20 protein-coding genes and 1 riboswitch are annotated in these 25,517 nt (G+C 55.4%); of the genes, 7 read left to right on the top strand and 13 right to left on the bottom strand.

What is annotated here, in order from left to right; all coding sequences use genetic code 11:
- Positions 1–34 precede the first annotated feature (34 nt).
- From ACR0AJ_RS16280 to ACR0AJ_RS16245, 8 genes are all read right to left on the bottom strand, one after another.
- The gene (locus ACR0AJ_RS16280; RefSeq protein WP_480741358.1) at positions 35–1,549 is read right to left on the bottom strand and encodes an FMN-binding glutamate synthase family protein; all 1,515 of its coding nucleotides are present in this window, start codon (positions 1,547–1,549) and stop codon (positions 35–37) included.
- Positions 1,550–1,822: 273 nt separating this feature from the next.
- Positions 1,823–2,836: a FecCD family ABC transporter permease gene (locus ACR0AJ_RS16275; protein ID WP_480741356.1), complete on the bottom strand. Its 1,014-nt coding sequence runs from the start codon at positions 2,834–2,836 to the stop codon at positions 1,823–1,825.
- Position 2,837: 1 nt separating this feature from the next.
- Positions 2,838–3,785, bottom strand: coding sequence for an ABC transporter substrate-binding protein (locus ACR0AJ_RS16270; RefSeq protein ID WP_480741354.1), 948 nt, complete (start codon positions 3,783–3,785; stop codon positions 2,838–2,840).
- 18 nt (positions 3,786–3,803) lie between these two features.
- Entirely contained in the window at positions 3,804–4,589 is a 786-nt protein-coding gene (locus ACR0AJ_RS16265; protein ID WP_480741353.1) for an ABC transporter ATP-binding protein, read from the bottom strand.
- The gene (locus ACR0AJ_RS16260) at positions 4,586–4,942 is read right to left on the bottom strand and encodes a DUF1636 family protein (RefSeq protein WP_480741351.1); all 357 of its coding nucleotides are present in this window, start codon (positions 4,940–4,942) and stop codon (positions 4,586–4,588) included. Before ACR0AJ_RS16260 ends, ACR0AJ_RS16265 begins: the two co-directional genes overlap by 4 nt.
- A gap of 102 nt (positions 4,943–5,044) precedes the next feature.
- A riboswitch (cobalamin riboswitch) is annotated at positions 5,045–5,251 on the bottom strand.
- Between the two features lie 165 nt (positions 5,252–5,416).
- A complete protein-coding gene (locus ACR0AJ_RS16255; protein ID WP_170362608.1) occupies positions 5,417–5,689 on the bottom strand; it encodes a DUF6525 family protein in 273 nt (90 codons plus the stop codon).
- On the bottom strand, positions 5,686–6,321 hold the full coding sequence (locus tag ACR0AJ_RS16250; protein ID WP_480741349.1) for a DUF1826 domain-containing protein: 636 nt from the start codon (positions 6,319–6,321) through the stop codon (positions 5,686–5,688). Before ACR0AJ_RS16250 ends, ACR0AJ_RS16255 begins: the two co-directional genes overlap by 4 nt.
- On the bottom strand, positions 6,318–7,529 hold the full coding sequence (locus ACR0AJ_RS16245) for a GTP-binding protein (RefSeq protein WP_170351191.1): 1,212 nt from the start codon (positions 7,527–7,529) through the stop codon (positions 6,318–6,320). Before ACR0AJ_RS16245 ends, ACR0AJ_RS16250 begins: the two co-directional genes overlap by 4 nt.
- Before the next feature lie 104 nt (positions 7,530–7,633).
- Here ACR0AJ_RS16245 and ACR0AJ_RS16240 point away from each other — a divergent pair, with 104 nt between their 5' ends.
- From ACR0AJ_RS16240 to ACR0AJ_RS16230, 3 genes are all read left to right on the top strand, one after another.
- Positions 7,634–8,038 carry an RrF2 family transcriptional regulator gene (locus ACR0AJ_RS16240; RefSeq protein ID WP_170351190.1) on the top strand — a complete coding sequence of 135 codons (405 nt, stop codon included), beginning with the start codon at positions 7,634–7,636 and terminating at the stop codon, positions 8,036–8,038.
- Positions 8,039–8,270: 232 nt separating this feature from the next.
- Positions 8,271–9,356, top strand: a complete 1,086-nt coding sequence (locus ACR0AJ_RS16235; protein ID WP_170351189.1) for a polyamine ABC transporter substrate-binding protein — start codon at positions 8,271–8,273, stop codon at positions 9,354–9,356.
- 876 nt (positions 9,357–10,232) lie between these two features.
- Entirely contained in the window at positions 10,233–13,304 is a 3,072-nt protein-coding gene (locus ACR0AJ_RS16230; protein WP_480741348.1) for a class I adenylate-forming enzyme family protein, read from the top strand.
- A 418-nt stretch (positions 13,305–13,722) separates the two neighbouring features.
- Here ACR0AJ_RS16230 and ACR0AJ_RS16225 read toward each other — a convergent pair whose 3' ends face one another.
- From ACR0AJ_RS16225 to ACR0AJ_RS16215, 3 genes are all read right to left on the bottom strand, one after another.
- Positions 13,723–14,577 (bottom strand): Rossmann-like and DUF2520 domain-containing protein, encoded by an 855-nt coding sequence (locus ACR0AJ_RS16225; RefSeq protein WP_480639204.1) that lies wholly within the window; start codon positions 14,575–14,577, stop codon positions 13,723–13,725.
- Between the two features lie 359 nt (positions 14,578–14,936).
- Entirely contained in the window at positions 14,937–15,059 is a 123-nt protein-coding gene (locus tag ACR0AJ_RS16220) for a hypothetical protein (RefSeq protein ID WP_302477200.1), read from the bottom strand.
- Positions 15,060–15,115: 56 nt separating this feature from the next.
- Complete coding sequence (locus ACR0AJ_RS16215) at positions 15,116–15,901, bottom strand: FadR/GntR family transcriptional regulator (protein ID WP_170351185.1); 786 nt, start codon at positions 15,899–15,901, stop codon at positions 15,116–15,118.
- 326 nt (positions 15,902–16,227) lie between these two features.
- Here ACR0AJ_RS16215 and ACR0AJ_RS16210 point away from each other — a divergent pair, with 326 nt between their 5' ends.
- The 4 genes from ACR0AJ_RS16210 (at position 16,228) to dld (ending at position 22,347) form a co-directional block, all read left to right on the top strand.
- Positions 16,228–17,277 (top strand): TRAP transporter substrate-binding protein, encoded by a 1,050-nt coding sequence (locus ACR0AJ_RS16210; RefSeq protein WP_170351184.1) that lies wholly within the window; start codon positions 16,228–16,230, stop codon positions 17,275–17,277.
- Between the two features lie 118 nt (positions 17,278–17,395).
- Positions 17,396–19,459 carry a TRAP transporter large permease subunit gene (locus ACR0AJ_RS16205; RefSeq protein ID WP_170351274.1) on the top strand — a complete coding sequence of 688 codons (2,064 nt, stop codon included), beginning with the start codon at positions 17,396–17,398 and terminating at the stop codon, positions 19,457–19,459.
- A gap of 12 nt (positions 19,460–19,471) precedes the next feature.
- Positions 19,472–20,656: an alpha-hydroxy acid oxidase gene (locus tag ACR0AJ_RS16200; RefSeq protein WP_170351183.1), complete on the top strand. Its 1,185-nt coding sequence runs from the start codon at positions 19,472–19,474 to the stop codon at positions 20,654–20,656.
- Positions 20,653–22,347 carry a D-lactate dehydrogenase gene (gene dld, locus ACR0AJ_RS16195; RefSeq protein ID WP_480741346.1) on the top strand — a complete coding sequence of 565 codons (1,695 nt, stop codon included), beginning with the start codon at positions 20,653–20,655 and terminating at the stop codon, positions 22,345–22,347. The genes ACR0AJ_RS16200 and dld overlap by 4 nt, the downstream gene beginning before the upstream one ends.
- On the opposite strand, the gene ACR0AJ_RS16190 is transcribed toward dld, so the two are convergent.
- Entirely contained in the window at positions 22,323–23,861 is a 1,539-nt protein-coding gene (locus ACR0AJ_RS16190) for a M81 family metallopeptidase (RefSeq protein ID WP_480741344.1), read from the bottom strand. The genes dld and ACR0AJ_RS16190 overlap by 25 nt on opposite strands.
- The gene (locus tag ACR0AJ_RS16185; RefSeq protein WP_480741342.1) at positions 23,861–25,507 is read right to left on the bottom strand and encodes an amidohydrolase; all 1,647 of its coding nucleotides are present in this window, start codon (positions 25,505–25,507) and stop codon (positions 23,861–23,863) included. Before ACR0AJ_RS16185 ends, ACR0AJ_RS16190 begins: the two co-directional genes overlap by 1 nt.
- Between the last annotated feature and the right edge of the window lie 10 nt (positions 25,508–25,517).

The following is a 25,517-nucleotide window of genomic DNA, read 5'->3' as shown; positions in this document are numbered from 1 at the left end:
GGGTTTGAAGGGAACTATAGACAGCAATTGCGGGTTATTCAGCCGCCGCCACATGTTGCGGTTCGGGATAAAGCTCGCTCATCGGTAAAGAGCGGCCGTTTTCCAATACCAACCGCGCGTGGTGTCGCCTGAGAAGTCGGGGTTCAGCCACACCGCAGCTATGGGCGATAATGCCGATCTCTTTCTTCATGTTCATTGCATAGCTGGCCACGCGTTCTGATTTATTGGTTGGATCCAAACCGAATTGCAGCTTGGGATTGTGAGTGGTGATCCCGGTTGGGCAGGTGTTTTTGTTGCACTGCAATGCCTGAATGCAGCCTAGGGCAAACATGAACCCGCGGGCCGAGTTGACAAAATCGGCCCCTGCGCAATAGGCCCAGGCCACTTCGGACGGGTTGATCATCTTGCCGCTGGCGCAGACCTTGACCCGGTCGCGCAGACCATGCGCCTTCAGCACATCAATGACCAGAGGCAAGCTTTCGCGTATCGGCATCCCCATATTGTCGATCAGGCTCATGGGGGCTGCGCCTGTGCCACCATCGGCGCTGTCGATGGTCACGAAATCCGGGGCGCTTTCGACACCGCGCCGCAGAATTGCAGCACAGAGGTCTTCAAAGAATCCTTGCGCGCCGATCACCGCCTTGAAGCCCACCGGCTTGCCAGTAACTTCCCGCACAAAGGCGATCATGTCCAGCAGATCGTTAACGCTGTCAATATCAGGATGCCGGTTCGGGCTGATCGCGTCCTGCCCGGGTTCGATCCCCCGGATTTCGGCAATCTCTTCGGTGACTTTGACGCCGGGCAGAATACCGCCTTTGCCGGGTTTTGCCCCCTGACTTAATTTGATCTCGAACATCTTGACGGCATCATGCGCCGCAACCTCGCGCAGCTTGTCCTCGTCAAACCCGCCTTCGGGTTTACGAACGCCGAATTTGCCGGTTCCGATCTGAAAGACGATGTCGGCGCCGCCTTCCAGATGATATGGCGACAGCCCGCCTTCGCCCGTGTTCATCCAGATCCCCGCTTTTTTTGCACCCAAAGACAGAGCACGCACCGCCGGGATTGAGATGGCTCCATAACTCATGCCCGAGATGTTGAAAATCGAACTGGTCTTATAGGAATGACGCGCAAAAGGTCCGATTTCGACCTCGGCGGGTTCCTCGGCGTCTTTCTCCAGCGTTGGAAATGGACAGTTGGCGAAGAACACGGTTCCCGACGGCTTCAAATCCCGGCTTGATCCGAAGGCGACAGTGGAATCCACATCCTTGGCCGCCCGGTAAACCCAGGATCGTTCCGCCCGGTTGAACGGCATCTCCTCTCGGTCCAGTGCAAAGAAATACTGCCGCAGAAACTCACCGACATGTTCGAACCCGTAACGGAACCGCGCAATGACCGGGTAGTTGCGGCGCAGCGTGCTTTCGGTTTGCGTCCGGTCGCGAACATATAAAACCACAACCCAAAGCGCCGCCAGGCCGACACAAAGGACAAAAGAGTACGTAAGTATTTCAAGCAATTGAAAGGCTACTCCTGAAAACTCTGCCATATTCATGTCGAAGCGGGCTCCCGTAGTTGTTTCACTGACCTGCTTTGCCGCAAGGTAACCTCACGCGGCGTTCACAACACTTAAAGGCGCCGATCCGAGTGAACTAGTAAGCCTGCGCGCGATTTGGATCACACCCGCTGACAAGCGCGAGACAGAATTTTCCGTATCTGTGAGGTCATTGAAACAAATTGGATTGTTGGTGGAATAATGCGCATCCCTCAGCAGGCCGGGCAAAAGCTTTAGTCTTGCCCGGGTTGGGTGGTCGGCGGCCTTAGAAAGCTACCTCTGGTTTCTTGCCGTTCTGAATAAAAGCAGGAACACGAAAACGGAACCAATTGAGGTGGTTACGATCCCGACGGGCAGTTCTTGAGGAGCCAGCAATAGGCGGCTGAGAATATCTGAACCTGTCAGCAAGGCCGCCCCGACAATCGCTGCGGTGGGTAATAGATGCCGGTGCAACGGCCCTGCGATCCCACGGGCGATATGAGGAACCATCAGGCCGACGAAACCGATCACGCCTGCCACCGAGACGAACACAGCTGTTGCAAGGGCCGCGACAAAGAACATGCTGAACCGCAGCCCCTGCACCGGCACGCCCAGCGTTGCAGCTGTCAGGTCTCCGGTCAGCAATGCGTCTAGCCAGCGGGCGCGATAGAGCGCGTAGGCCAAAATAAGCAGCAATCCGGCGCAGACCAGCGGGAACGTCTCCCACCGGGCTAGGCCCAGACCGCCCAGCATCCAGAAGATCACCGAATGCGCGGCGCGGCTGTCGCCTGCGAAAATTAGATAGTTGGTGATTGCAGAGAACAAGAAGGACACGGCCAAACCGGCCAATATCAGTTTCTCGGGCGCGCTTGTACGCAACCCGTGAACCAGTGCCAGCACGATACCCGACGCCACAAGCCCTCCGCAAAACGCGGCCAGCGGTAAGGTCCAAAAACCCAGAATATCCCCGGTCACTGTGATGACGAACACGGCACCTGCCGCCGCGCCCGAGGACAGGCCAAACAAAAACGGGTCGGCCAAGTCGTTGCGCGTTGTGGTTTGCAAAACCACACCGACAATGCCCAAACCAGCCCCGATCACGGCCGCGAACAAGGCGCGCGGCAGGCGCAGGTCAAAGACGATCCGGTGCAGCGGCGACATCTCTCCTTCAATCAGCCCCGTTCCCAGCAAGATCGCCGTGACCGTGTCCGTGACAGGGATGGATGTGGTGCCATAGATGGTGGACATCAGTAAGAGGGCGGCCAACATGACCGCCCCCAGCACAAGTGTCAGGCCCAGTCGGCCCATATCAGTTGAGGCCTGGATGCATGGCCTGGGCCATTTTCGAAATCGCTTCGATATTTGCCGGTCCGGGGGTCAATTCCTCGTACCGCAAACCGATCCAGCGCTCGTTTTTCACGGCTTCAGTCTGCGACATCACTGGATGTTCCTGCAAAAATTTGAACGTGTCCGCAGCGCCATTGCCCGTTTGATAATCAAGCAGCACAAGGAATTCCGGGTTTGCGGCGGCGACCGCCTCCCACGAGGTTCGGCCCCAGCTTGTTTCCATGTCGTGGGTCACGTTTTCACCACCCGCGGCAGCAATCATAGCATCGGGGATGGCGAACTTACCTGCGGTGAATGGCGCGTCCGCCGGGCCGTCCAGCAAGAAAACGCGGGGTTTCGCCAGGTCGGCAGTCTGCGCTTCGATCACTGAGAGTTCGTCTTTCCAGCCCGTGACCAGCGCCTCGGCCTTGTCTTCAACGTGCATGACCTGACCCAGGCGCAGGACGTCATTGAACAGCAGGTCCATGCTGGCTTCGGGGCGATCCTTGTCCAGATGCACACAGCTTTCGGTCAGGATCATGGTCTTGATACCAAAGGGCTCCAGCGTATCCGGGGTCACATCTCCGCCCGGCTTCATGCCGTAATACCAGCCAGCAAAGAACAGGTCGGGTTCCACGGCAACAAGGTTTTCGACCGTTGGGTATTTCGGTGCCAGTTCGGGGATATCGCCGCGCAGGGTGTCGAATTCCGGGCTGGTTTTGTACCAGCCGGTGATGCCGGTCAGACCGACGATCTTGTCCTGCAGGCCCAACGCGAAGGCCATATCGGTCATGTTCATGTCATGCACAACCAGACGCTCGGGCTGGGCTTCGAACACCAGCGGCGCTCCGCAGTTGTCGACGGTGACCTCGTGGGCGGACGCGCCGCCTTGCATGGCTGTGACCAGCGCCACGGACCAGATGTGTTTCATTGGGGAATGTTCCTCGGTTTAGGTTGAGATTGTGGATTTTCGGATATCCAGCGCTGGAATCACGCGGCCTTCGTGGTGAAAGCACAGGTATTCAACGCCAAAAGTATCGCGGACCCGCTCGGGGGTCAGCACTTCGGCCACGGGGCCAAATCCCGTCAGCCGCGTTGATTTCATCAGCGCCACGTGGGTGGCAAATTCCGGGATCATGACAAGATCATGGACAATCATCACAACCGTGATGCCGAGTTCGGCGACCAGAGACAGCATCCGACCCTTGGCATCCGGATCGAGATGGTTGGTTGGCTCATCCAGGAACAACAACGATGGGTTCTGTGCCAGTGCCCGGGCGATATGCGCGCGTTGACGTTCGCCCCCGGACAGTACCGCCATGCGCTTGTCTGCCAGCGCGCCAAGGTCGGTCAGCTCAAGGATTCTGTTAAGTTCTCTGGCATGTTCATCCGCCGAACGGTCGGCCCAGATCGGAATCTGGCCCATGGCAACATAGTCCCGCAACAACAGCCTGCCATCCGGTTGTTCTTGCTGGCCGACAACAGCGATCATGCGGGCGCGTTCCATTGCGGGCATATTTTTCAGGCTGCGTTCCTTGACCAATACATTGCCCAATACAATCTCAGCCGCCCCGCACAGAAGGTTCAAAAGCGTGGTTTTTCCCGCCCCATTCGGACCGGCAATTGCCAGTATCGCGCCCTCGGCCAATTCAAACGAGACGCCTTGCAGAAGAACGTCACCATTGAGCGCATAATATTCGAGATCACGCGCAACCAGAAAAGATGAGGTCGTCATGATGGTTCCCCCAATTGAATCCGAGGCAAACGAGAAAGGGTTTTTGTAAATAGTGGTTGCGGCCGGTCCGTCGCGTTGGTCCAACCGTCTGCGACGTTGCGGTACTGATGTGCGAATTCCGCCAGCGCGTCGACATCTTCTGCAGTTTCAATATCGCCGAACAGGTACTGAGCTTTGCCAGCGGCCTGAAATCCGACGGTCGTTGGTCGCGCGCAGCCCGCCATGCAGGTAACGGTGCGCACTGCGAACCCGGTTGGCAACCTGCCGGTCAACGCATTGCGCATGACATCAACAGGCAATGCGCCGGTACAGGTCGAGCAGATCAGAAGGAAATGGTCAGGTGTTTCCGGCATAGTCCGCTCCGCTTAAAGCCAAGCGCGGACAGAAGGTGCCGATCATGTACACACGTTTCAGACGTGCCATCAAAGCCTCCTTCCAGGACGCCCCGCCCCGGGTTGGTTGAACATGTGATGGCAGGTCTCCTGACTTGCGGGTCGATGCTTGGCCATCCTTCCCGGCCCAATGACCAGTGGATTTTGGCGTCGCTCACCGCTTACAGTTGCGGGGGCAGTCACGGATTTGGCGCCAAAGTGGCGAACCGCACCGTATTCCCTTTTCATCCCTTGGGCGCACCATCGGGAACCATCTGGCCCTTGCTTGTCTTAGACTAGGGGCCATGTCAATCACGATTTGAAACAACAACTTTTCGATCGGAACTCAAACGCTCAGGGTTTCGAAGTCTGCCGCATGCGTTTTCGCTGCAAGTGCGGCACCCAGTGTCGCATGGGTCGCGACAGCATACTGTGTTAGAGGTGGCATTTTTTCCTTCATGTTTGAGAATTTAATTTGAAAACAGTCGATTGCCGGTCACGCGCGAGCGTTCGGGCTTCGGCCTGGCTGAGTGACACGAGCGTTTCTTCTGATGAAAGCCCCTTGGCCCGCGATTTTGACCAGATGCGGCGCGCGGATACCGGGGACCATGGCAATGCAGCTTCTGACAACCACTGTCGCAACGGGGCTGGAAGGCCGTCAAACACATCCATCGGATCGGTTGATCGATGCTTGCGGCGCAAGCTGCATTGCCCGAGGTTACGTCTCATGCTTCGGTTTCCGGATTTTCCACTGGGTCCAAAACCAAGACGAGACGGGATTCACTGGTACCTTCGATCGGAGGCGAGCGATGCACCACCCCTGACGATGGGCGCTCGGGCCAGAGTGTTCCCCGTAGCAGGATCGGAGCGCCGGTCTGAACGGTAAACACAAGCGCGGGATCCTTTCCATCAGTCGAGGTGCCGTATTGTGTTCCAGTGCCACGATAGGTGCAGACCAACCGGGCGGTGACAGCATCGGTATGAAATTTACGGCAAGCATTGGTGGTGACAACATCCAGCCGCAGCCGCAAGAAGTTGGCGTTCATCAGTTCACAGAAAATGTCGGCCAGAGAAGCGATATCATCTTGAAGCCACGCTCTTTCAGTCCCGTTAGGCATGCCGGAGATATCGCAGAGTTGCTCCACGGTCGTCTTAACGGCGCTTGGTGGAAGAATGACTCGCCCACTTGGCAAAACCTTGGGATCAAGTTGGTTAAGCCAGCTTTGCATATCCGGCGGGGTTCGCCGGCGCCAAATCAAAGCGGCACAGTTTGGCTGTGCAAAAGTGCGGAGTGCCGCCGGATCATCTGCGAAGCTCACACCGGTGACCTTGTCTTTCACGGGCTTTCTAACGAAGTTCATGCGGCATCCTCTGCCCGGCGCCAAATCGGGAAGGGGTCCGGCAAGTCCGGCAAATTGTCCGGCCCTGCCGCCGTAACTGCTGGAATAAGGCAATTGTCCAATCGTGCCTTCAAACTTTGCCAGTCGATCCCAGCACCGATGAAAACGATCTCTTGACGGCGGTCGCCCCACGGCTCTTGCCAGTGGGCCTGCATATAGGCGCGGGCGCTGTCATGTGCGGGGCGTCGCTCTTCGGGAACTGATGCCCACCAGGTGCCGAGTGGCTTGACGCTGGACAATGCACCGGCGAGTGAAAATTCAGCCACCCAGTCGGGGCGTGTCGAAATCCAAAAGTGGCCTTTGGCCCGGATCACCCCTGGCAGATCACCGTTGAGAACGTCCAAAATGCGTTCGGGAACGAACGGAAGTCGCGCCCGGTAAACGTATGACGCAACCCCGTATTCTTCAGTCTCAGGCACATGGTCGGCAAAGCCATACAGCTCCTTTGCCCACATCGGGTGTTCATGGGCTTGCTCGAAGTCAAACAGGCCGGTGTCCAGGATCTTTTCTGCGGCAACTTCCGAATGGTTGGTCTCGATGATCTCGGCATCTGCATTCAGACTGCGGATGATCTTGCGTGCCGCACCAACTTTTTCTGACCCCGCATCATCAACCTTGTTCAGGATCACTACATCAGAGAATTCTATTTGATCCGTAAGCAAGTGGACCAGAGTTCGCTCGTCTTCCTCTCCCATCGTTTCGCCTCGGTCTCGTAGGAAATCGTGGGACGAGAAATCGTTCAGCAAGTTCACCGCATCGACAACCGTTACCATGGTGTCGAGCCGCGCCACGTCCAACAAGCTGTCGCCCGCTTCATCCCGAAAATCGAAAGTTGCTGCCACAGGCAATGGTTCGGAAATGCCTGTGGATTCAATAAGCAGGTAGTCAAAACGTCCTTCCGCAGCGAGGCGCCGGACTTCCTCCAAAAGATCGTCCCGAAGGGTACAACAGATGCAGCCATTCGACATTTCTACCAGAGTTTCATCCGTCCGGCTGAGTTCGGTATCGGCCCGTACCAGATCGGCGTCGATATTCACCTCGGACATATCGTTGACGATAACCGCGACCCGACGCCCTTCGCGGTTGTTCAGGATTCGGTTCAAAAGGGTGGTCTTGCCCGCCCCTAAGAAGCCGGAAAGGACGGTGACAGGAAGTCGGGTATCTGACATGGGTTGCTCCGAATGGTGCATTGAGATTCACGTAACTTACGCAGTTACTAGACGAATGCAACAGTTATTGTTACGTGTGATATCTGCCTGGAGAAGAACGACAAATGAAGCGCAATAGCCGCCTATCCCTCGCCCTGCACACGCTCGGCCACATGGCCGGAGATCCGAATCGTAAGCGTACATCTGCGGATATCGCCGAGCATTCAGGGACGAACCCGGTGGTGGTACGCCGCGTCTTGGGACGGCTTCGTGACGCGGGTCTGTTAACTTCGGAAAAAGGCCACGCAGGAGGGTGGAGTCTGGCACGCGAACCAGACAGCATAACCCTGGCGGATGTGTATCTTGCGTTGGACGAAAGTCTGATCGCCTCTGGCAGAGAAGACCATGCCCCCAAATGTTCAGTGGAACATGCGTTGCACCGTCGCGTTTCGAGTATCATGAAGGAGATCGAGCAAAGCCTAGTCGACCGTCTCGGCGAGACAACCATCTCCGAAGTCAGAGGCAAGTAATACCTGATCAAGTATCGCGGCAAGTTTCTCTTCATTCTCGCCACATCGTTTGACGCTATGGGTGCAACATTCCTGTTGTTTAAGGGGCGCACCAACTGGGGTGGGGATATGTCCTTTGGTAAGGCTCAGCTTTAACTTCAGGCTTGTTGGATCTGCCTCATGACCATAAGACGGGTGGACCGCGTTTCTCACAACCCACCGGGAACATGTTGCAAAGCCCTAGGAGTACACAATGAAATCAATATTGACGGCTGCGTCGATGACCTTGCTTTTCACAACCGCGCTGTACGCCGAGGAAAAGGTCTATGTTTACAATTGGGCTGACTATATCGACGAGTCTCTGCTGCAGAAATTCACCACCGAAACGGGGGTCGAAGTCGTCTACGATAACTTCGATTCCAATGACTTGCTTGAAACCAAAATGCTTGCAGGCAAGTCTGGTTATGACGTTGTGTTTCCCTCGGGCACGTTTTTGCAACGTCAGATAGAAGCCGGTGTCTTCCAACCGCTCGACAAAGTCCAGCTGCCCAACTCGGTTAACCTGTGGGATGCTATCGAGCAACGAACCGCGACCTTCGATCCGGAGAATAGCTACTCAGTTAACTATATGTGGGGTTCAACGGGCATTGCTGTGAATGTCGAAAAAGTTCGCGAGGCGCTTGGTGACGATATCCCACTGGATTCGATGGAGCTGCTGTTTAACCCGGAGTACGTGTCCAAGCTGTCCGATTGTGGCGTGAATTTTCTGGATGCTCCGTCCGAGCTTATCCCCGCTGCCCTGACCTATATCGGAGAGGATCCGAATACGCGCGATCTCGATGTTATCGCCAAAGCTGAACCGGTTCTTAACGCGGTTCGTCCTTACGTCAGGAAATTCAATTCGACAGGCTATATCTCTGACCTTGCGACCGGTGAAGTGTGCGTTTCAATGGCCTGGTCAGGTGATGGCCTGCAAGCCCGAAGCCGGGCCGCCGAATCCGGAAACGGAATTGTAATTGAGTATAGCGCTTTCCGAGAAGGTTCGGGCATGTGGTTCGACCAGATCGCGATCCCTGCGGATGCCCCTCATCCGGAATTGGCCCATAAGTTCATCAACTTCCTGATGGAGCCAGAAAACGCGGCCGCTATTTCAAACTATGTTTGGTATGCAAACGGAAACCTCGCGTCGCAAGAGTTTCTGAACGAAGCGATTTTGAATGACCCGGGCCTCTATCCGTCTGAAGAAGGGATGAAGAACCTCTATATGAAGATGCCTTGGGACGCTGAGATGCAGCGTTTCGTGACGCGCATGTGGACGCGGGTTAAATCTGGAGTGTAGGTCGCCTTTTGACGCTAACCTATTCGTCTAAGAAGCACAAAACGACTGATACGTGCAAAATGTTGGGGCTGGGAAAAGCTTACCTTGCCCCAATGCACTTTGCAGAAGGCCCCAGCCGGTGTCGTAGGTCGCAGTCTGTGCTTTTTTCACATTTGACCCCGGCTGACGACGCAATAAGACTTAGCTTCAAAGTGGAAACCAAGGGTTTGAAAAGGGATCGCGACCAAACAGCTAATTTGGGGCAGGAAAAGTCAGATGACGCCGAATGATGGCAGCGCGAGTACGTTAGAAAAAATCCTGTGCGCAATTGCCGTGGGTTTGGATCGGCAAGCAGAGACTTCGCCTGAATACCCAAATTCAAACCTCTCCAGCCCAGATTTCGGTTACCAGGTACGACAAAACCAGATTTGCGCAGTCGGTTGGTTGCTTTTTTTGTTTGGCGCAACACCGCGCAGAAGGCTGGGCCGACTTGTTCTGAAATCAATGCGGGATGTGGGTCTTGCAAAAGTCCCCCGTTGGAAATTGTCACAGGCGATTGACGATGCAGCGGGCTCGTTGAACGACCAATACCCAAATGTGGTGAACAAGGCGATTGTCGGCACGCCGGATGATAACTCCGATCGTATAGTGCAAAGAGTTCAAAGCCTTATTGGCTTGCGCGCATTCGATAGCGCGCGCAAATTGTTGATGCAAAATAAGACCGAACTGCGTGAGAAATATGAACCGCTTCGGACACGCTTAATCAGGCACGAGACTGGGGATCCAATTTCGGAATGCGGTCACAGGCTGGCGGGCCGTCCTGGCGAAGCTTCGGTTGGAAAACCCGGCTCTGAACGACCTTTTGAAACGGAGTGGCGAACAGCCAACCAGGAAATTGTGAATGCCCTTTTAACCAACGAAGAAGGGAACACTTCAGATATCGATGCGTTGCTTTGCGACATTTCTAAGGATCCCCAGCGCGCCCTGTCATTGGTTGTTTTTCTGAACGATGGTTTGGATGCCAGCTACAAATCCACGCTGATTATTTCTGCATCGCCCCTTCCACCAATGGCGCGTTTCGTGATTTTGTCACACTGGCATTGGGTCGATGAAAAGCATCTGGTTAACGCGCTGGATGAGGCAATCTCAGACGGTAAAACCTATCATGTCGAAGCATCGCTTACTCGTGCGATGTCGGGTCGAATATCTCCGCCAAAAAGGAACGCGGCCAAGAAGCGGTTGTTCGACAAACTGTTACGCCTTGCGAGGGGTTGGGTGTCGTTTGGAAATGATCCATTGATTGAGGTGGCGAAAACTCAGGGTGTGCGCGTGGTTGGTCCAGAATCAATGCCCACCGCATTTCCAGCAGATCAGGACTATGCAACCTCGTCGAAAGGGGTAGCATACGGTGTCGGCTCTGCGCTTACCGATCGGGCAAAATCCTGGCTGGAAAAAAATGCTGAAAACGCCAACGGGATCGTAGTGTACTCGCCTCACTCTCAGAACCTGACTTTCGCTTCAAGACGTTTGCAAGTCGCATTGGCGGGAATGGGGAAGCCGGTACAAACACTTGTCGAGGTTGCACCCGAAGTTGGCGACCCTGCTGAACCCTCGGACTTTCTGACCGCCGCGCGTCGCGAAGGCTACGACATCACTTTATCGGGTCGGCGGGTGACGAAACGCAATTCCTACTCAAACCGATACCTGGACCATTTGCGGGCGGGCGGAGTGCTTCAAATATACTTCGACGGAGAAAGAGCCCCCGGCAAACGGTTGTTGGTACCGTGGCTTTTACGCCCCGGCAAATTGCCCGGATTTCCGGCGCAACTTGCGATTTCCAGCGGTGCGGATGTCTGCTTTGCTGCGACATGGATTGACGAGGATGGCGTGCCGATCATTGACCTCGTCCCGCTCAAACTGCCGCCTCGTTCGGGTTCAAATCTGGTTCAGCGGTTGTGGCTTACCCAGCAACTGGCCCGCACTTGCCGAAGCTTTGTTTTGACACAGAAAATGCCGGTTCAGCGGCACTTGATCGCCGCTTACGGAGGAGCAATGCCAAGGCGCGAACTGGTTGATTTGGAAACCTGGACGCGCAGCGACACGGTGCGCCGTAGTAAGTTGTGTTGGCTATCCAATCATGACCCGGACCATGTCGCTATTCAAACCGCGTCTGGGTTTATCACCTATGGGGTTTTGGCAAGCCTGTGTTTGCGCATGTCCAGCATGTTGTTGCATTTTCAGGATATTGCCCCCAATCACTCAGACCCCGTGCGTAAATTTGGGTGCCAACACCGGGTTTTGTGCCTGCTACCGGCCAGCCCTGCGGCAATTGTGACGCAACTGGCCTCGACGGCAACCGGAAGTCTGCTTTGCGTTGGTCTGCCAGAGGATTCAAACGAACAGCTTGTCGATCGCCTGAAAGCGTTTGACCCTGATTTGGTTCTTGTCACGTTTTCACTTTGGAGTCGTTTGATAGCTTCAAACCCAGAGCTTGAGAATGTGAACGCTGTGATCATCGGCGACGATTGCGACGCAGCTGCTCTGGACTTTCTTTTAGACAGTTTTGCCGAAGCCCCGGCTTTACCACCCCTTGATCTTCGGTGTCCCGCCTATGTTGTTTACACGTCTGGCAGCTCGGGCGAGCCCAAAGGCGTTGTCCTGGCAGCGGGCATGGCCTCGCGGATGCGGGTGTTCGATTATGATCGGCCGCAAACTTTGCTAACAGTTGTGCGTTGGGACACGGCAACTGCGCTGGAAACACTGCCTGCTTTTGTGGGGGGGCACACGATTGTTCTGCCTCCAATCACCGGGTTCTCCGATCTAAAGCAGCTTTGTGATCTTATGGTCGCAACGTCCACCACAGCTTTATCCGCACCGTGCAGCGTATTGCACGGTATGTTGCAAAACCCCGATTTCTCACCCGAGTTTTTGCCCGGATTGTTCGTCTTTTACCCCTGGGGGGAACCGAGTCGCGCGCGTCTCATCAGGGATTTAGTGAAGCGTTTTCCCAAAGCTGAACTAAACGCGACCTACGGCGCTTCGGAGTTTATTGAAGTTTCACATGGAAAGCTTCCCGCCGAAGGTTTTGCCAAGTATCAGGGATCTCCGGGTGGAATGTTCTTGGCTGGTGCAAAAGCAGTCAATGCAGACGGTCACGACTTGCAACCCGGCGAAATTGGCCGGGTCAAGGCCGTTGGCTACGACCGGACCCTGGGCAATTTCAAGAATTTGCAGGCAGGTGAGCCGGTTTTTGATCCACTCAAGGATCCCATTCTTCTTGATGATTGGGTGACCATTCTGCCTGACGGGAGTTTAGATGTATTAGGAAGAGTGGATGATGTGGTTAACATCCGGGGGCGTAGACTGTCGCTGAATGCCGTTACCGAAATCGCAGAAAACGTAGCAGGGATCGAGCGGGCCTTTGTCACCGTCGCGCAAATTCGCGAGGCAGATGCGGTTGCCATTGCCATTGAAACCAAACGCAAGGATGTCGACATTCTGGAAAAGGAATTGCGGCAGGCCATTACCGAAAATTTCTTTCCCGCCGCCGCGCCATTGAGATTTGTACACACAGAGGAACTGCCGCGTCTTCCCAGTGGGAAATTGGATCGTAAAAGGCTTCGATCAATATTGGAAAATGGGGGGGCAGACACATCTGGTTTGCCAACGCGGCAACCGAAGGCTGCTACTGTGTCTGAGTCACCTCTGTCCCCAATGCTTGAGGTGTTGCGAAACTTCGCAGATCACGAGGGGTTGGTCCCGCGCGCAGGTTTTGATCCCGACAACACACACCCGTTTCTCGATTCCATCCTTAGCCTGATACTCATGCTGAGCATTGAAGAGAAGTTTGGAAATATCCCACCCGCAAACGTCTTTGATCGTCAGGAATCAGCGACCTGGCGCGAGCTTGCAGAAGCTCTTGGACCGAAAGCCTGTGTTAACTCGCGGTCTGAAAACCGATGTTCCTAGGGTCGGACTTTATTGACGCAGCGCCTGAAACAGTTTGAGGGTCAATAGCCTGCTAGGAATGTTGGAAGGTTCCGGCCCAGAGGAGTGTTTTGGAAGCGTTTGCCAAAAACACGCCCGTCGGTGTTGTGGCATAGGATTTTGGGTACGGCAGTACCAGCGCCTTTTCCGCTACATTCCGCAAAGTTTTCAGTGTCGGCCCGACAGAGGTACTGAACGTCAACAGCAAAGCTGCCCCGAGAGAACGGTTCCCCGATCAGAACACTCCGACATAGCTGAGTTAGAAAACACCACTGAATTTTGACCAGGCCGACGAGGAACCACTGAAATTGAAACAGGCCTTTAGATCACGCGCTGCTCCACCATCTTCTTTTGGTTCTTGCTGGGGCAATGCGATCTCTCGAAAACTGACTATCGAAACTCAACGATCAGATTTGGTTACGCCACTCGTTTTGAGTGACCGGGCCATGTCGCTCAAAATTCGGTAAACCTCCCCAGCATCAGGGTGCCAGTCCGCAACATCCTTGCCCTGCGAGGTGACAACTTCATCGTCTCCTCTGGCTGCTGGACCGGTCAACGCGCGTCGGGGGCCCAGGGCAATGACGTTCTGAGCAGTGCTTTCCATCAGTTTGGCATTCAATGGCGCGATAACATCTTCCGAAACGCCGGCCACCGTCCATGCTTCTTGCGCAATTGCTTGTAATACCACGGCAAAATTGTTCGAAATCACAGCCCCGGCGTGATAAAGACTTTTGGCGTCGGAACGGATCGAAAAACATTCAGCGCCAAGATTGCCCAACAAGGGCCGAAGGAATTCAAGGGCGTCGGCGTCTCCTTCCAGCCCACATAGCGCACCCTTGAACTGATCCTTTGCCTTGTCGGGATCTGCAAAGGACAGAACCGGATGGACACTTGCCAGACGCCAGTTCAATCCGCGCAGCCGAGCCATTTCATCGGCCGCAAAATACCCGCTGCAGTGAAAGGCGATGGGTGGTTTTGGTGTGCCATCTGTCGCGGAAAGCTTTGTTGCCAGATCAGAGGCAACCGCTGCTATCTGAGTATCAGGGACAGCGATGACCCAAAGATCGGCGGGGCGTAAATCGGAAATGCTTTGCACGGCATGACCGGCGTTTGCCCTCTCAACGGCTTCCTGAGCGGAAGCGAAACGCGCGCTCAGGACGTCTTGAATTTGGCAATATGGTAATGAGTTCAACAGGCTCAGGAAGGTCTGGCCGACCCGGCCCGCGCCGATCAGGTTTGCTTTGATCTGGTCCATATCCACTCGGTCCAATGCGAAAATTCGATAGGTGCAATATGCCACGTGGCTTCCCGGTCCGCCTCAAAGATTTTGGGACCGCGCAGTTTTACATTCAGGGCTTGTAGCTTCAGATGGTGGTTGCCGCAATCGATCATCCGTCAGAAAGGATCAGACATGTCACAGATGATCTTTGCGATTGTTAAAATTTGCAAAACCCTGATCGACATCCATCAATTGCGAAATATGGGAACAGCTATGAAAATACTTGGCTTCTACTTGAACAGTGCGAATGTCGCCGGTGGCTAGATGCGACTAGCCCCAAGTAGAAAAGCGCGCAGGGCTATCTTTATACAACGGTCGACAAATTCGCTGATCCACTAGACTTTGTTATCGCGCAGTTTTGCTCCGGCCTGAGCCAGATGTTCGGCAATCCACGGGATCGATTGTTGTGACCCACCAACAACCAGCAGCGGAATATTCGGCTGCGCTGCCTTGGGCAACAGATCGCATTTTCCTTAGGCAAAGATGTGTGGCCCATCCTCATGATCTGAAAGCGCTACGAAGGTTTTTGATCCGACAGCAGGCGGCGTTTTTCAGCCATTGCTTCCCTGCGGCTGCGTTCGATCCCCAACCTAAAGGACTCCTCGACGAAATCGATGTGGTCGGTTGCGGCCTTTTCTGCACGTTCCTCGTCGCCGTCGATTACCGCCCGGCCAAGCTCCATATGTTGATCCAGCAGCTTCTTGCCGGTGCCATCGATCGTCTTAAGAAAGTCGCGATTGTAGAATACGCCCTTGCGCGTAAGTTCGTAGATTGAAGCCATGATATGGATCAGTGTTGCGTTCTGGCTGGCGTCGACGATTGCAGAGTGCAGCGCAAAATCTGCCTCTTGAGAGGCTTTGGTGTCGTTTTCACGCCAGGCGCGTTCATTTTCGACCAAAATCTCGGCAATCCTCTCTTGATCTGCTTTTGTCGCGCGGCGCGCTGCAAGGCGGGCGGCAAAGCCTTCCTGTTCGCGCCGATATTCCAGATAATCGAAAAAGGCGGGCTCATGTCTCTCATAAAGTGCGAGTAGTGCCGGCATCATGGCCTGACCTGTCAGAGCCGCGACAAAGGTTCCTTCACCATGTTGCGTCGTGACCAAGCCGCGCTCTTCCAGAACAGACAGAGCCTCGCGCAGTTTCGGGCGCGAAACGCGCAGCATCTCCGCGAGGTCTCGTTCCGAAGGCAGTTTGCGACCCTGTTTCAGGATGCCCGAGGCGATCAAATCTTCGATCTGAGACACAACAGCCTCGGCCAGTGATTCGTGTCCAACCGGTTCAAATATCGCTGTGGGGCTCATGGTGCTGTGCCTCTGTTCGATGTCTTAAGTAAAGATCACTGGTAAATAAATATAACCATAATCTGTTTAGATTCAAGCAGTGAGATCCGGAAGATCACCGTATCACAGATGACTGTTTTTGAACGTAATTTGATCGATTTTCTTTTCTTCTTTGCGAGTGACGTTTGTAGCTGAGGTGACTGCGTTGTTACGTCGACTTAATTCCAATGGTAAATAAAGTTGTTGACTGGTTTTTATTGGTAAAGTTAGTTTACCACCGGAATGGTGTGGGAGGGACCTGCGCCGCTGATCGGGACAATGTTCCGACCTACCCTGGAGGAGAATTCATGAAGAAGACCCTGACGAGCCTCGCCGTAGCTGCCAGCCTGCTGGCCGCACCTGCAGTTGCCGCAGACAAACTGTTGCTGAAAACCCCGATTGCCTTTTCGACCGAGCTGCCGGGCCTGGGTTCACCGATCCCGCGCGTTGCCGAACAGCTTGAGTTGATGTCGGGCGGTACGTTGAAGATGAAAGTCTACGAGCCAGGCAAACTGGTTCCGCCGTTTGAAATTCTTGACGCTGTATCTACCGGCAAGATCAATTCTGGCTACACTACGGCCGGATATTGGGCGGGTAAAATCCCTGCCGCGCCGCTGTTCTCGGCCGTTCCTTTTGGCCCCGAGGCGGGCGAATACATGGCTTGGCTGTATTACGGCAACGGCCTGACTCTTTACCAAGAGATGTATGATCAGGCGGGCTTCAACGTCAAAGTTCTGCCCTGCGCGATCATTGCGCCTGAAACTTCGGGCTGGTTCGCATCCGAGATCAATTCACCCGAAGACCTGAACGGCCTGAAGATGCGTTTCTTTGGTCTGGGTGGAAAAGTGATGCAGAAACTGGGCGTGGCGACCTCGCTGCTGCCAGGTGGTGAGATCTTCCCTGCGCTGGAAAAAGGCGCGATCGACGCGACCGAATTTTCGATGCCTGCCATCGACGCGCGTCTGGGGTTCCACAAGCTGGTGAAATACAACTACTTCCCCGGCTGGCATCAGCAGGCAACTGTGTTCGAACTGCTGATTAACAAGGACGTCTGGAACGAAACCAGCGACCAGCACAAAGCGATCATTGAAAGCGCCTGTAAAGCTTCGATGGCGGACAGCTTTGCCGAAGGCGAAGCCATTCAGCACGCTGCGCTGATCGACAATATTGAAAACAACGGTGTCACCATCAAACAGTGGTCGCCTGAGATGCTGGATACCTTCCGCACAACTTGGGAAGAGGTTGCAGCAGAAGAAGCCGCTAACGACGCCTTCTTCGCTCAGGTTTTGGCCGATATGAACGAGTTCCGCGACGGTTACGACCTCTGGAAAACGAACGCGTTCCTCCCTCGTCAGTAATCTCCCTTGCTGACGCAACCGGGGCGGCGGGATCCGTCGCTCCGGTTCTTATTTCCTGATCTTCGGAATTTCTATCCTTTCACTGCCCGCGCGTCGGGCTGCTGAGCGAGGTATGACCATGACCACACAGAACAACCTTACCGATCCGGTCGAAGCCTACGAAGGCATCCTGGAACACCCCGAAACCGACCGTCAGAAGATTGCGGTCGCGATAGACGCAAGCGTCAAGGCTGTCGGCCATGTGGTCATGTGGGCAAATGTCCTGCTGATGGGGGCAATTTTCACCCAGGTCGCTCTGCGCTATTTGCTCAGCCAGAACTACCCCAAGTTGGACGAGATCCAGTGGCATTTCTACGGCATCGTGACGATGATCGGCATCTCTTATGCTTTGATCACCGACAGTCACGTGCGCGTCGATGTTCTGCACATGCAGCTGTCACGCCGGGCGCAGCGAGTCATCGAGGTGATCGGTATTCTTACCCTGTTGACCCCGTTCATCTATCTGATGATCGATCAGGGGTACGACTATTTCTACGAAAGCTTCCGGGTCAATGAACGCTCGGACAGCCCAACCGGCCTGCCTGCCCGCTGGGCTTTCAAGGCAGTAATCCCGATCAGCTTTGTTCTTCTAGCACTGGCGGCGCTTGCGCGACTGATCCACGATGGGCACGCGCTTTTGTATGGACCGGCCTCAGAGCGCGAAGGTGCATCTTTGCGTCGTATCCTGCTGGTTCTGGCCGTGTTTGCCGCTGTTTGCGTCGGCTTGACCTTCTTGGTGGAAACCACCGAGGAAAAGCTGGTCATCGCCATGTTCCTGACCTTCATCGCGTTGTTGTTTACTGGATACCCGGTGGCCTGGGTTCTGGCGGGTGTCGGCGTTGCCTATTGTGGTCTGGCCTATCTGTTCGACAACGATCTGATGCTGTGGACCGGGTTGGAGAGCACCTTTACAGGGCTCGACTATCTGACCCTTGGTGCGGTTGTGAACCGTGTCTATGCGACGATGTCCAATGCGGTTCTGGTTGCGTTGCCGATGTTTATTTTTATGGGTCTGATGCTGGACGAATCCGGTGTTGCGGAACGTCTGATGTCCTCGATGCAGCGCCTGTTTGGTACAGTGCGTGGAGGATTGGCCATCACCGTTACCCTGATCGGTATCATTCTGGCGGCCTCGACCGGTATCATCGGTGCATCTGTGGTGTTGCTGGGCGTGCTGTCCCTGCCGTCGATGATGCAACAGAAATACCAGCCGACGCTTGCGGCGGGCGTGGTCTCGGCATCCGGTACTCTGGGTATTCTGATCCCGCCCTCAATAATGCTGGTGATCATGGCCGACCAGATGGCGCTGTCGGTGGGTGACCTGTTCATGGCCGCGGTCTTCCCGGGTGTGATCATTGGTGGCCTTTACCTGACATACATCTTCATACTCGCACTGGTGAAACGTGACGCGGCCCCCGTGCCCGAAGGCGCGAAAGCCCCCGACTGGGCTGCGGTCAAAGACGTTATGATCGCCGTCATCCCGACGCTAATGCTGATCCTTGCGGTTCTGGGTTCGATCTTTGCTGGTTTGACCACTCCGACCGAAGCCTCTGGCATCGGCGCACTGGGTGCGACGCTGTTGGCACTGGGCTATCGCAAGCTTACCTTCCACAAGTTGTGGAACGTGCTGGTGTCGACCTTCAACACCACCGCCTACATCTTTGCCATCTTCCTTGGTGCAACCGTGTTTTCGTATGTCCTGCGGGAACTGGGCGGTGACGAGTTGATTGAGCATGTGGTGCAATCCACCGGATTCAATGCAAACGGTACCATCCTCTTTATCCTGTTCATCGTCTTCTTGCTGGGGTTTGTGTTGGACTGGATCGAAATCACGCTGATCGTGCTGCCCCTGATGCGCCCAATCGTGAACGGCCTTGGCATCGACATCCCGGGCTTTGGCGTTCTGGATGAACCCGCGCTGGTGTGGTTCGTGATCCTGGTCGCGGTGACGCTGCAAACCAGCTTCCTGACACCGCCCGTAGGTTTCGCGCTGTTCTATCTGAAAGGCGTCTGCCCGCCCGAGATCAAACTGATGCATATCTACAAAGGGATCATCCCCTTTGTGTTGCTGCAGCTTACCGGTCTGGCGCTGGTCTTCCTATGGCCGACCCTTGCCACCTGGTTGCCTTCGGTCGCCTATTAAGGAGTTCTCGTGATGCGTTTGAGCCAATGTCACAACTTCCACGACTTCCGGCGGCTGGCCAAGCAACGGTTGCCGGGGCCAATCTTCAACTACATCGACGGTGGCGCCGATGATGAGGTGACCTATCGGGAAAACACCAACGCGTTCGACCGTTGCGATCTGTTGCCCTCTGTTCTGCGCGGGGTGAAGGACGTGGACATGTCCGTTACCGTGATGGGGCAAAAGCTGGACATGCCCGTCTATTGTTCGCCCACAGCACTGCAGCGCCTGTTCCACCATCAGGGCGAACGCGCGGTGGCCGCAGCGGCCGAGAAATACGGCACCATGTTCGGCGTGTCCTCGCTAGGCACTGTGCCGCTGGAAGAGCTGCGAAAGAAACACAAGAACCCACAGGTCTATCAATTCTATTTCCACAAGGACCGCGGCCTGAACGCCGCCATGATGCAGCGCGCCAAAGAGGCCGGTGTCGAGGTTATGATGCTGACCGTCGACAGCATCACCGGCGGCAATCGCGAGCGTGACCTGCGCACCGGCTTTTCGATCCCGTTCCGGCTGACGTTGGGGGGTATGATCCAGTTCGCAATCAAGCCGATGTGGGGGATCAACTATGTAACCCACGAGAAATTCCGCCTGCCGCAGTTAGAGGAACATGTAGACATGGGTGGAGGCGCGAGTTCGATCGGCGGGTATTTCACCGACATGCTGGATCCGTCGATGACCTGGAATGACGTCGCACAGATGGTGCGGGATTGGGACGGTCAATTCTGCCTGAAAGGGATCATGACCGTTGAAGACGCGCGTCGCGCGGCCGAGATCGGATGCACCGGGATTATCCTGTCAAACCATGGCGGTCGTCAGTTGGACGGCTCGCGCACGCCGTTCGACCAACTGACCGAGATCGTCGATGCGGTCGGTGACAAGCTGGACGTGATGATGGACAGCGGTATCCAGCGCGGCACCCATGTGTTGAAGGCGCTGTCACTGGGGGCAAAGGCCGTTGGGGTAGGGCGTCACTATTTGTATCCGCTTGCCGCTGCGGGGCAGGCAGGTGTCGAACGCGCGTTGGGATTGATGCGGGCCGAGATTGAGCGCGATATGAAACTGATGGGTGTGACCCGTATCGACCAGTTGAACCGCAATAATGTCCGGTTCAGGGACACTGCGCCCACAATGAATGTGCAAAGGGACGCAGCATGACCAATGAGGACCTGATCGGAACGTTCCGCGCCATCGTCGGCTCGCGCCATGTCCTGACCGATAAACGCGCGACCGAACGGTTTTGCCGCGGCTTTCGCTCGGGTAAGGGCGAGGCATTGTGTGTCATCCGACCGGGTACGCTGTTGGAACAGTGGAGAGTGCTGCAAGCCTGCGTCGCGGCAGATAAAATCGTCATCATGCAAGCAGCCAACACCGGCCTGACCGAGGGCTCGACCCCGTCCGGCCACTATGACCGAGATGTGGTCCTGATTAACACTCGCCGGATGGACACCCTGGTTCCGTTGAATGACGGTGCGCAGATTGTCAGCTTTCCGGGTGCCACACTTTTCGCACTGGAAAAACTGCTGGCTCCGCTGGGGCGCGAGCCGCATTCGGTAATTGGGTCGTCCTGTATCGGGGCGTCGATTGTTGGTGGCGTCTGCAACAACTCGGGAGGTTCCTTGGTTGAACGCGGCCCAGTTTACACCGAACTTTCGGTCTATGCCCGGATCACCGAACAGGGTGATCTAGAGTTGGTCAATCATCTGGGTATTGATCTGGGCGAGACGCCCGAAGAAATTCTGACCAATCTGGACGCCGGAACCTTCAACCGGACACCAGAATCCTCTAACAAACGCGCCTCGGCCAGTGACTATGCGCAGATCGTGCGCGATGTGGATGCTCAAACGCCTGCGCGGTTCAACGCCGACACGGGAAAACTGTTCGAATCCGCCGGGTCTGCTGGAAAGTTGGCCGTATTCGCCGTGCGCCTTGATACCTTTCCCCAGAACGATGCTGAGAAGGTGTTTTACATCGGTGCCAACGATCCCTGTGATCTGGCCGCCCTACGCCGCCACATTTTGTCCGAGTTTAAAGTCTTGCCAGTGTCCGCAGAATACATGCACCGCGACGTGTTCGATATTACTGCGCGCTATGGCAAGGACACGGTCGTGATGATCGATAAGCTAGGCACTGACCGCCTGCCGATGTTTTTTGCCATGAAAGGGGCTGTGGATGCGCGGTTGCGACGGGTTCCGTTCCTGTGCAATTTTACCGACCGCTTCATGCAAATGGCAGTGGCGCTGTGGCCACGAGTTCTGCCCAAAAGAATGCTGGGTTTCCGCGACCGATTTGAACATCACCTGATCCTTAAAATGAAGGATGCCGGGATAGATGAAGCGGCCAATTGGTTGCCCGGCTTTCTGGAAGATCGCGACGCCGATTTCTTTGAATGCACAGCGCGTGAGGCCAAGATTGCGGGGCTGCACCGTTTCGCCGCTGCGGGGGCCGCCGTGCGCTATATGGCCATTCACGCAGATGAGGTCGAGGACATCATCGCCTTGGACGTCGCCCTGCGACGCAATGATCAGGATTGGCTGGAAAACCTACCACCCGAGATAAGTAATCAGCTTGTCCACAAGCTCTATTATGGACATTTCATGTGCCACGTGATGCATCAGGACTATGTGGTTCGAAAAGGGGCGGACCCTAAGGCATTGAAGGCGGCGATGCTCAAGTTGTTTGATGCGCGCGGCGCGGAATATCCGGCCGAACACAATGTGGGCCACCTGTATGCCGCGAAACCCGATCTGGCGGCACATTACAAATGTTGTGATCCCACCAATTCGTTCAACCCCGGAATTGGAAAGATGTCCAAAGCACGGAACTATGCCGGGGTTGCACCCGAATAGCCAACAGTGTTGGGAACGTCGTCAGCAGCAGACCCAGCAGCGATGGGCAGCCTTCTGGTGATACGGGTGTAGGGGGTTTTTTCCAGGTCGCAGAGAAAGGTACCTGGTGAAGAAACCGCAAAAACCTCTTCTGCAATAGGTTCGAAATCTGCCCGGAAATGGGCTGTACTCTTCACGCAAATCACCGAATAACTCGTTGGATTTAAACCAATATGTGTGAAATGCGCGCGATCCAGGCATTGGTTGCGTATACTTGTGACGACAAGATCAATCTCGGCCTTGTGCCCAACCAACCGAAGGGCCGCCGTCTTGCCGAGCGTTGCAATGCCACCACCATACATTTCACCCGTATAGCGACATGTGCCATCACCCAATGCCAGAACTTCAAACTCTGCTTTGACCGGAACGTGACCCGCCAAGTTGGATTTTGCACCAATAGCCAGATTGACCAATGCACCTTCACCCGCCGCATGGGCTTGCTCTGCGCTTTCGGGATCATTGAATAGGCCCATCAAAACGCTTGTGACTCCACCCTCTATCAGGGCTGCCAGCAATCCAGTGGTGTCAGACGTCCCACCCGCACCGGCGTTGTCCTGAACATCAGCCAATACAACCGGCTTTTCCCGTCTTTGGCGGCCTGTCAAAATAGCCTCTTCCAGAGACAGCATGGAACAATCAAGGCGGGTTTCCTGGGCCAAAAACAAGTTGACGATTTCTTCAACGGCGGCGGCCGCTTTATTCGCTGTGGTTGCGTAGGCAACGCAGGACGGGCCGGTGTCGGGAAAATCCGCCGCCGTAAAGCCAAGCGCGATTTCTGCCAGTACATCCTGCTGCTCGAATCTTGCTGGCAATTGATAGATTTCGTCGAATGGCGCAGAGCCGGTATATTGTGCATGCAGCGGAATAAGATATGGCACCGCTTGAAACGCTTTGCTCAGTGTTTCACCTGCCAGCAAACGCTGTAGCACAGGAACACACCTTGCGCCTGTTTCCGCCATATCCAGATGAGGGTAGGTGCGAAAGATCGACAGGTAATCTGCGTGTTCAACCATCTGAGCCGAGATGTTGGCATGCAGGTCTAAACTTGCCACCACTGGAATTTCTGGGCCCACGAGATTGCGGACGCGACGCAAAACCTCTCCCTCACCATCAGCTAGGCTTTCGGTGACCATCGCGCCGTGCAGATCAAGATACACGCCGTCAATCTGACCCGCAGCGCGGATTCCATCCAATAACATCCCACAAATCGTTTCGAATGCGTGATCGGTTACATGAGCAGACGGCTCTGCCGAACACCACAGTATCGGCACGACTTCAAACCCTACTGCGGTAGCCGCTGCAGCAAAACCTGCGGCGGGTAGGTTCATGCCCGCCGTTTCCGAAATAACCTGCGTGCCCAGCAGCATACTAGGCCAGGAATCCGCCATCTCAAACTCGGCCAGACCAGCCTTTGTCACACCATAGCAATTGGTTTCATGCTGAAACCCCGCGATCGCGATACGCTTGGCCGTCATTAGGTATGCTCGACTTCTTGTTCGGTGGGCAGTGCTGAAAATACTATTTGACCGTTGCGAATTGTTTCCAGCACCCGTGTGTCTGTCAGGTGATCCGGGGCGTGCAAGGGGTTACGCGAAAGAATGGCGAAATCAGCGACCTTACCCGGCTCGATAGACCCGCGCTGATCCTCTTTGAAGACTTGCCAGGCTGCGTCGATAGTTTGTGCGCGTAAGGCCGACAGAACGCTGATCTTTTGACCCTCGCCAAGCATACGGCCCGAAGCAGTTTTGCGATTTACCGCGCAATGGGCCAAGTGGATCGGACGTGTCGGCGTGACCGAGGCGTCGTTGTGGATCGTGTATCGCACGCCGAACTTTTCCGCTGACGCCGCAGGGGAAATTCGCGCAGACCGCTCGGGCCCCAGGAAGGTGTCAAAGTGGCGATCCCCCCAAAAATACACATGAGCGGGAAAGAAGCTGACGGTCAGGCCAAGTTGGGCCATACGCCTTAGCTGATCATCCCGCAGGGCCTGACCGTGGATAATGGTATGGCGATGATCTGCGCGGGTGTGCGCCTGCAGGGCTTTTTCAACCGCATCAATGAACATCTCGGCGCCGGCATCGCCATTGCAGTGGCAATGAATTTGCAGACCTTTTTCATGAAGCTTGCGAACGTCAGCATCCAGCTGCTGTTGCGAGGTGTAGACCATTCCGCATGGATGATCCGAATCTATCGGTCGATAATAGGGGGCCGACAGATAGGCGGTCTGCAACTGAAACGCCCCATCCGTGAACAGCTTGCGCGGACCCAGTGTAAAATGTGGGTTGCCGGGCCAATTCGCGCCGATCCAATGCGTGCTTAGTTCGGGCTCCAGTCTTGCGATGGGCAAAAGCTCAATGTCTATTCCCGGGTCCTGATCTGCGGGCAAACTGGCAAAGTGATCCAGCATGGCTTGCGACGTCCAGGCATTCTGCGCATAGGTCACGCCATGGGCCAGGTATTCGTCACGACAGGCATCAAAGCCCTGCCAGAATCTTTCCCGGTTGATAAGGAAATCTGTGTCGCCCATCTCACCCATGGCCGATAGCCCTTCGATCAACCCCGTTAAGGCGCCGGTATCGGGATCGCGACCAAAGCGGCCACCTTCCGGGTCAGGGGTTTGACGGTTTATCCCGCGCCTCTCGAGTGCAACAGAATTTGCGGCCCCATTGTGACCCGACGCATGGATAACCCAGATGGGATGGCGTAATGATACGTCGTCCAACTCGGCCCGTGTGGGCATTCGGTGTTCTAGAATGGACGTATTGTCAAACGACACCCCCATGACCCATTCACCCTCGGGCGTCGCGTCGGCTTTTTCTCGAAGTCTGTCCAGCGCCTGGGCCATTTGTGTGCAATCCCCCAATGGGGGCGGGGACAGGTCAACACGGAACAGTCGGATAAACCCCGGATCCGGGAAGTGCCCGTGTGGGTCGATAAACGCAGGCATCAGAGTGCGCCCCTGCAGGTTATGCTCTTGGACATCAGAAGGCATGCGCGCGCGCAGGTCAGCTTCGGACCCTACCGCCTGGATTCTGTCACCGGCAGTCAAAACTGCCTCAGGCGAAGAGTTCTGTGCATCCATCGTCAGGATTGTGCCATTGAAATAGAGTGTGCTTGGCATTGGACTACCT

This window comes from Ruegeria sp. CJ9 (genome assembly GCF_056536625.1).
Note: the sequence above shows the minus strand (reverse complement) of the source record. Positions and strands in the feature narration are given on the sequence as shown.

Coding starts and splice junctions, on each gene's coding strand:
- ACR0AJ_RS16280 (WP_480741358.1), bottom strand. CDS start 1,549: ATGAATATGGCAGAGTTTTCAGGAGTAGCCTTTCAATTGCTTGAAATA.
- ACR0AJ_RS16275 (WP_480741356.1), bottom strand. CDS start 2,836: ATGGGCCGACTGGGCCTGACACTTGTGCTGGGGGCGGTCATGTTGGCC.
- ACR0AJ_RS16270 (WP_480741354.1), bottom strand. CDS start 3,785: ATGAAACACATCTGGTCCGTGGCGCTGGTCACAGCCATGCAAGGCGGC.
- ACR0AJ_RS16265 (WP_480741353.1), bottom strand. CDS start 4,589: ATGACGACCTCATCTTTTCTGGTTGCGCGTGATCTCGAATATTATGCG.
- ACR0AJ_RS16260 (WP_480741351.1), bottom strand. CDS start 4,942: ATGCCGGAAACACCTGACCATTTCCTTCTGATCTGCTCGACCTGTACC.
- ACR0AJ_RS16255 (WP_170362608.1), bottom strand. CDS start 5,689: ATGAGACGTAACCTCGGGCAATGCAGCTTGCGCCGCAAGCATCGATCA.
- ACR0AJ_RS16250 (WP_480741349.1), bottom strand. CDS start 6,321: ATGAACTTCGTTAGAAAGCCCGTGAAAGACAAGGTCACCGGTGTGAGC.
- ACR0AJ_RS16245 (WP_170351191.1), bottom strand. CDS start 7,529: ATGTCAGATACCCGACTTCCTGTCACCGTCCTTTCCGGCTTCTTAGGG.
- ACR0AJ_RS16240 (WP_170351190.1), top strand. CDS start 7,634: ATGAAGCGCAATAGCCGCCTATCCCTCGCCCTGCACACGCTCGGCCAC.
- ACR0AJ_RS16235 (WP_170351189.1), top strand. CDS start 8,271: ATGAAATCAATATTGACGGCTGCGTCGATGACCTTGCTTTTCACAACC.
- ACR0AJ_RS16225 (WP_480639204.1), bottom strand. CDS start 14,577: ATGGACCAGATCAAAGCAAACCTGATCGGCGCGGGCCGGGTCGGCCAG.
- ACR0AJ_RS16215 (WP_170351185.1), bottom strand. CDS start 15,901: ATGAGCCCCACAGCGATATTTGAACCGGTTGGACACGAATCACTGGCC.
- ACR0AJ_RS16210 (WP_170351184.1), top strand. CDS start 16,228: ATGAAGAAGACCCTGACGAGCCTCGCCGTAGCTGCCAGCCTGCTGGCC.
- ACR0AJ_RS16205 (WP_170351274.1), top strand. CDS start 17,396: ATGACCACACAGAACAACCTTACCGATCCGGTCGAAGCCTACGAAGGC.
- ACR0AJ_RS16200 (WP_170351183.1), top strand. CDS start 19,472: ATGCGTTTGAGCCAATGTCACAACTTCCACGACTTCCGGCGGCTGGCC.
- dld (WP_480741346.1), top strand. CDS start 20,653: ATGACCAATGAGGACCTGATCGGAACGTTCCGCGCCATCGTCGGCTCG.
- ACR0AJ_RS16190 (WP_480741344.1), bottom strand. CDS start 23,861: ATGACGGCCAAGCGTATCGCGATCGCGGGGTTTCAGCATGAAACCAAT.
- ACR0AJ_RS16185 (WP_480741342.1), bottom strand. CDS start 25,507: ATGCCAAGCACACTCTATTTCAATGGCACAATCCTGACGATGGATGCA.